Origin of the sequence: Psychrobacter pasteurii (assembly GCF_900162815.1) — a bacterium.
Lineage (GTDB): Bacteria > Pseudomonadota > Gammaproteobacteria > Pseudomonadales > Moraxellaceae > Psychrobacter > Psychrobacter pasteurii.
This window is the reverse complement of record NZ_FUGD01000116.1, coordinates 37,513-43,810: the sequence shown is the minus strand read 5'-3', so window position 1 is coordinate 43,810 and position 6,298 is coordinate 37,513. Positions and strand designations below refer to the sequence as shown.

The 6,298-nt window shown below is 43.7% G+C and carries 7 protein-coding genes; 5 read left to right on the top strand and 2 right to left on the bottom strand.

Going from position 1 to position 6,298, the window contains the following annotated elements:
* Positions 1–66 (top strand): IS3 family transposase (locus A1232T_RS14625; protein WP_143513983.1); only part of this gene is annotated, 66 nt, incomplete at its 5' end.
* Positions 67–211: 145 nt separating this feature from the next.
* On the opposite strand, the gene A1232T_RS10595 is transcribed toward A1232T_RS14625, so the two are convergent.
* Entirely contained in the window at positions 212–1,054 is an 843-nt protein-coding gene (locus tag A1232T_RS10595; protein ID WP_077449380.1) for an alpha/beta fold hydrolase, read from the bottom strand.
* A 105-nt stretch (positions 1,055–1,159) separates the two neighbouring features.
* On the bottom strand, positions 1,160–1,819 hold the full coding sequence (gene rpiA / locus A1232T_RS10590) for a ribose-5-phosphate isomerase RpiA (RefSeq protein ID WP_077449379.1): 660 nt from the start codon (positions 1,817–1,819) through the stop codon (positions 1,160–1,162).
* A gap of 347 nt (positions 1,820–2,166) precedes the next feature.
* Between rpiA and ilvA the strand changes: the two genes are divergently transcribed.
* The 4 genes from ilvA to murB all read left to right on the top strand — a co-directional run bounded on the left by ilvA (position 2,167) and on the right by murB (position 6,296).
* Positions 2,167–3,720: a threonine ammonia-lyase, biosynthetic gene (gene ilvA / locus A1232T_RS10585; protein ID WP_077449378.1), complete on the top strand. Its 1,554-nt coding sequence runs from the start codon at positions 2,167–2,169 to the stop codon at positions 3,718–3,720.
* Between the two features lie 91 nt (positions 3,721–3,811).
* Positions 3,812–4,246 (top strand): RNA-binding S4 domain-containing protein, encoded by a 435-nt coding sequence (locus A1232T_RS10580; RefSeq protein ID WP_077449384.1) that lies wholly within the window; start codon positions 3,812–3,814, stop codon positions 4,244–4,246.
* A 286-nt stretch (positions 4,247–4,532) separates the two neighbouring features.
* Positions 4,533–5,036, top strand: a complete 504-nt coding sequence (locus A1232T_RS10575; protein WP_077449377.1) for a low molecular weight protein-tyrosine-phosphatase — start codon at positions 4,533–4,535, stop codon at positions 5,034–5,036.
* 108 nt (positions 5,037–5,144) lie between these two features.
* Positions 5,145–6,296 carry a UDP-N-acetylmuramate dehydrogenase gene (gene murB, locus A1232T_RS10570; protein WP_077449376.1) on the top strand — a complete coding sequence of 384 codons (1,152 nt, stop codon included), beginning with the start codon at positions 5,145–5,147 and terminating at the stop codon, positions 6,294–6,296.
* Positions 6,297–6,298: the final 2 nt, after the last annotated feature.

Below are 6,298 nucleotides of genomic sequence, written 5' to 3'. Positions count from 1 at the left end.
GAACGTATTCAACTTAAACTAAAAGGACTGAGTCCTGTGCAATACAGAACTCAGTCCTTGATCTAAACTAAACCGTCCAACATTTGGGGGTCAGTTCATAAATGGCTTAGCCTTTTTTATTGCATCTAATAGTAGCTAATTGAAAGCAGTGCCTAGCTTTTATAATCAGCCAGATTCAGCTTTAATTAGTTAAGTATTAATTAGCTAAGTGTTAATTAGATTGAGTATTAACCAGCTTTAAGAAAGTACTCATCACTTGATTTAACTGCTCCGGCTGCTCTACCGGAGTACTGTGCCCTGCTTGCTTAATAACTGCCAGCTTCGACCCTTTAATAGCAAAGTGCATTTTTTGGGCTTCTTCATAAGGGGTGGGCTTATCCTCATCCCCTACCACAATCAGGATCGGCAAGTTAATTTCAGGCAGTCGGCTTAACACCCCATCTCGCTCTATCACTCCGGCAGTGGCCCTCATGGCCCCTTTCTTATTGTTTTGCCTTAAGTGCTCAAGCCACGTTTTATACTCTTGTTTACGGGACTTATCATTTAAAAAAGTCTCACCAAACATGATTGGCATAACCTTTTTACTGATTCGCTTAATCCCTAACCAATGAATCGCCCTTAGCATTTTTTTATAATCTGCTTTTTTCTCTGGGTTCTCCGCTTCGGCTCCGGTATCTAACAAAATCAAAGAGTGCAATAAATCAGGGCGCTTTAAAGCCACGCGCTGGGCAACATAGCCACCCATAGATAAACCTACCAAATGGCATTTACTAATCTCTAAGGCCTCTAATAAAGCTATGGCATCTTCTGCTAAGCTGTCCATGTCATAACCAGACTTAGTGACTTCAGATTTACCTTGTCCTCGAAAGTCAAAGGCAATACAGCGATAGTTTGGTTTGAAATGCTCTACCTGCTTGTCATACAGATGGGTGCCCCATAGCAGCCCATGAGCAAAAAGCAGCACAGGTTTTTGTTGGTCTTGGGGTAAGTTATCTTGATTGGGAGCGCTGTCTTCGTAATAAATCTGCGCGCCATTAATAGAGAGAGTGGGCATGGGTTTGACGTCCTTGTCATTCAATTAAATAAACAGTTTACCAAAAGCACAAAGCCTTTGGTTTATTTAACCATAAACCCGATAGGAGTAGAGAACTATTTTATATTAACGCTGTAACAGCTCAACGCCGGTAGACTTAGCAATTAATAGCTTGTCTGCTTGGTTGGCAGCAAAAATACCGTTACACACCACCCCAACGATGTTATTTAAAGTTTGCTCCATTTCGCTAGCACTGGTGATTTCAAGATTATAGGTATCTAAAATTAGATTGCCATAATCTGTTACGAAGCCTTCACGGTACACAGGCTCACCGCCTAGTTTCACCAACTGACGAGCCACATAAGAGCGGGCTTGCGGCAATACTTCGATCGGTACTGGGAACTCACGACCCAACTGGGTTACCCACTTGCTTTCATCGACTAGACACAAAAACTGCTTAGAGGCAGCAGCCACAATCTTCTCACGCGTTAAAGCACCACCGCCGCCCTTAATCAGCTGTAAGTTAGGGTTTACTTCATCTGCCCCATCAATATATAGGTCTAATTCACCCACATAGTTTAAGTCCATAACCTCAATTCCCAAAGCTTCTAACTTATCTTGGGTTACTTTGGAGCTAGCCACTGCCCCTTTTAGGTTCACTTGTGGCAATAAATCAATCAAGCAGTTCACAGTACTGCCTGTGCCCACACCCAGGATCATTCCGTCGTCAATTGAGGCCAATGCGGCTTTTGCGACTTCTTGTTTAAGCTTTAGTTGTTGGCTCATAGCTGCCCTTTTCATGTATGCAATTAAGAAGGTGAAATATAGGAGTAATTAAAATAACCAACATTAGTCGTTAATTATGCAGGGGCCATAATATCAAATCTGCCCTTATTTTTCGCCACTTTTACACTTAAAAGACCCATTTTTAATCACTTAAAAAAAGTTATTTATCAAATAACCTAATATCATCAATAATTTCGCCGCTAAAACTTGCACGATTAAAAAAAACAGCATAGGCTTAACAGTTACAAAAACAACTATATCGACTCCTTGACCAATTGTGAGTTACTGTTTATAGGCAAAAATCATTAACCAAGTCATCGGTTAAAAATAAATTCTTAGGACTATCTATGCTATCAAAATGGGTTCGTAACATTCTCCAGGCTACCGTATATGACGTCGCCATTCAGACGCCTTTAGATTTTGCACCAAAACTGTCTGCTCGTTTTAACAATGACATTCGTTTAAAGCGCGAAGACCTACAGCCTGTCTTTTCATTTAAGTTACGAGGTGCCTATAACCGAATTAGTCAGCTAACAGAAGAACAAAAAGCTCGAGGCGTGATTTGTGCCTCTGCTGGTAACCATGCTCAAGGCGTGGCGTTCTCTGCTGATAAATTAGGCCTAAAGAATATTATTGTCATGCCCACCACTACCCCAGATATTAAAGTCAAAGCTGTAAAAGCTTTGGGCGGTAATGTGGATCTGTATGGAGATAGCTTTGATGTCTCAAATCAGTACGCCATTGAACGCTCTATCAAAGAAGGGTTAACTTATATTCCTCCTTATGATGATGAGCTGGTTATTGCTGGCCAAGGCACCGTGGCTTTGGAGATTAATCAGCAGTGGCGAGATGTGGACTATGTGTTCGTTCCCGTAGGTGGCGGCGGTCTATTAGCCGGTGTGGCAGCCTTCTTAGGTGACGTAGCGCCTCATGTTAAAGTCATTGCCGTTGAGCCTGAAGGAGCCGCTAGCTTAAAAGCAGCCATTGAAGCAGGCTCTCGAGTCAAACTGCCTCAAGTTAGCTTATTTGCTGATGGTACGGCAGTGGCACAAATTGGCGAGCTACCCTATGAAGTCTTCAACTTACAAAAAAGTGATCACTCAGGCAAACTTATTGAACAAGGTGTCATCACCTGTACTAACGATGAGGTCTGTGCCGCAGTAAAAGATGTGTTTGAAGAAAGACGAAGCATCGTAGAGCCTTCAGGCGCTTTAGCCCTAGCAGGTATGAAAAAATACTTAAGCAACAACAATATTACTGGCAAAAACTGTGTGGCCATCATCTCTGGTGCTAACATGAACTTTGACCGCTTGCGTTATATCGCAGAGCGTACTGAGATTGGTGAGAAAAAAGAGGCGGTATTTGCAGTCACTATTCCTGAGCGTACCGGTGCTTTCTTAGAGTTCTGCCGTGACCTAAAAGGCCGTAACATCACTGAGTTTAACTACCGTGCGCGCAGTCGTACCTCTCCTGATTCTTTAGAGCCTGCCAGTATTTTTGTGGGTATTGCTTTAAAAGAAGGAGATAAAGAGCGCCATACTATCGCAAACTCCTTACAAGGAGCGGGATACGATGCTCATGATTTAACTGATGATGATATTGCAAAATCTCATATCCGCTACTTAATCGGTGGTCATGCAGGACTGACAGATGAGCAGCTCTTTAAAGTTAGCTTCCCTGAGCGTCCGGGCGCTTTACTTAATTTCTTAGAAAGACTGGGCACAGATTACAACATTACCTTATTCCACTATCGAAACCATGGGGCTGCCGATGGCCGAGTATTGGTGGGTATTCAGGCCACAACCACCAGTTCACTGGCCGTACAAGACATGCTACAAGAGATTGGCTATGACTGTACTCCGGTCACTGACAATGTGGGCTATCAGTTGTTCTTAAAGTAGATCAATTGAATTTGCTAATTTATGCCCCATAAATATAGAAGGGACTCATAAAAAAACAGCCACTTAGATGGTTAATATTTATAAGGCAATTATGGCAAAATCAAAACACACTGATAACAATAAAAATGGCAACTCGCTACAAAAAGTTCGCTTGGATAAATGGCTATGGGCAGCCCGATTCTATCGTACCCGTAGCCTAGCTAAGCAAGCTATTGAAGGCGGTAAGGTGCACTTTGCTGGAAGTCGAGTGAAGACCAGTAAAGAGATTAGCGTGGGCGATGAGCTGACTATTCGTCAAGGATCTGCCACTGCCATGACCGAAAAAACGGTCGTGGTTAAAGACTTATCGGTTCAACGCGGCAATGCCACTGTGGCTCAGACCTTGTATGAAGAAACAGAAGAGAGCATCAAAAGACGCGAGTACTTTGCTGAACAAAGAAAGCTTGCTAACCTGGCTCGCCCAGACACCAAGCCTAATAAAAAGCAGCGTAGAGATTTGCAGCGTTTTAAATACCAAACCGATTAAAGCGGGGCGACTCTTTCATTTAAGACTAATAACCGTCCAAGATTAATAACCGTCTTATAATCTTAGTTATTGACAGTTTATAGACATGATTTCAGGACAAACGCTGACCCCCACGTAGCAGTCTTATACTATCGTTTGCCCCCTAACCTTGTTAGAATAGCCTTCACTTTTAGAGGGCTATTTTTTATTGAAGTGGCGGGCTTTAGTTTGCCGGCAACTTTTTTAAATCAAGTAGTTACAATCCCCCTCTTACTTTTTCATTAAAATAATTATTAAAGGTTATCTTATGCCTATGTCAGATACGACACCTAAGTCGGTTCTACTGGTTTGTCTTGGCAATATTTGCCGTTCTCCCACAGCAGAGGGCATCATGAGACAGCGTACCGCCATTGCCGGGTTAACTCTGAAAATTGACTCAGCAGGTACAGGTGACTGGCACATCGGTAAAAACCCTGACCCTCGTGCCCAAAGCCATGCTAAACAGCACGGTTACAACATAAGCAAACTGGTCGCTCGTCAAGTCAGCCCACAAGACTTCTTGGACTTTGACCTTGTTTTGGCCATGGACTCTCAAAACCTAAAGGATCTGCAGCAGATTCGAGAAGTGGCTGCACAAAGTGCCGCGGCTGATAAGCTTGCTCGCTTAGCCTTGATGAGTGAGGTTGATATTAGTTATCTAAACCAGGATGTGCCTGATCCTTACTATGGCGGTGAAGATGGCTTTGAAGAGGTTATTAAAAGACTTGAGTCTTCAGTGGATGCCTGGATTGAAACTTGGCAGCCACAATAAGCTGAAATTAGCCTACCCTTATTTTTCCTAAATTTATAACCCTGTCATATTTATTTGGCAGGGTGGTTGATATAATATTAAGCCTATTTAATTGAGCCCCAACTGCCTATGAGCCCCTTACCTCAGACCCACAGCACCCAAGCTAACGATTCGACTGCGGCAGCAACGACTCGTGCTGAAAGCTTTATTCTAAGTACACTAACCACGGTGGCTGCTGATTTAATTGAGTACAACACCATGCATCTGGCTTGTCAGGCAGATAGGCTCATTACGCTTACCCAAGAGTCTGACATTGAGCCTGCTGTGGCCGAGCTTGATAAGCTTGGGGCTCCAGTTTTTGTGCTTTCAGGGGGCAGTAACGTCATTCTGCCAGAAGCCCTACACGCCAGCGTGCTGCATCCGGCTTATAAAGGCATTGAGGTTTTAGCTGAAGATGCCAATAGCATTACCTTAGAGGTGATGGGCGGTGAAAACTGGCATGAACTGGTGGTTTATACGGTCAACCAAGGCTGGTACGGTTTAGAAAACCTAGCACTAATCCCAGGTCTGGTTGGGGCCTCTCCGGTACAGAATATCGGAGCCTACGGAGTTCAACTAGAAGATTACATGACTCATGTAAAGGCCTTTCATTTACCGACCCAGACTTGGCATAACTTTGATAAAGCTGACTGCCAGTTTAGCTATCGGGACAGTATCTTTAAACAACAAGCTGGACAATGGCTCATCACCCGAGTAGGCTTTAAGCTGCACAAAGACGCGCTTAAAGTAAATGCCAACTATGGGGACGTCTCTAGCTTAGCCTTGGCTAAAGCGCAAGCAGAAAAACGCTCCGCGATTTCAGCCAAAGATGTGATGCAGGCGATTATCGAAATTCGTCAATCTAAGCTACCTGATCCCAAGCAGCTACCTAACTGTGGCAGCTTCTTTAAAAACCCCATTATAGATAACGGCCAGTTTACGACTTTATCTGCTAAATACCCCAACATCGTGGGCTATCCTGTGGGCAATGAGCATACCAAAGTGGCCGCAGGTTGGTTAATTGACAACGCTGGGCTAAAAGGTAAAGGCATTGCTCCCATTTTGACCCATAAAAAACAAGCTTTGGTGCTGGTCAATCACAGTACCGCTGATAGCAGTACACCGGCCTCACAGCACGATATTTTAGCCACACAGCAGCTTATCCAGCAGACCATTCAAGATCAGTTTGGTGTTGCTTTGGAGCGTGAGCCTGTGTGGGTAAATAATGAAGCCCGTCATTAATA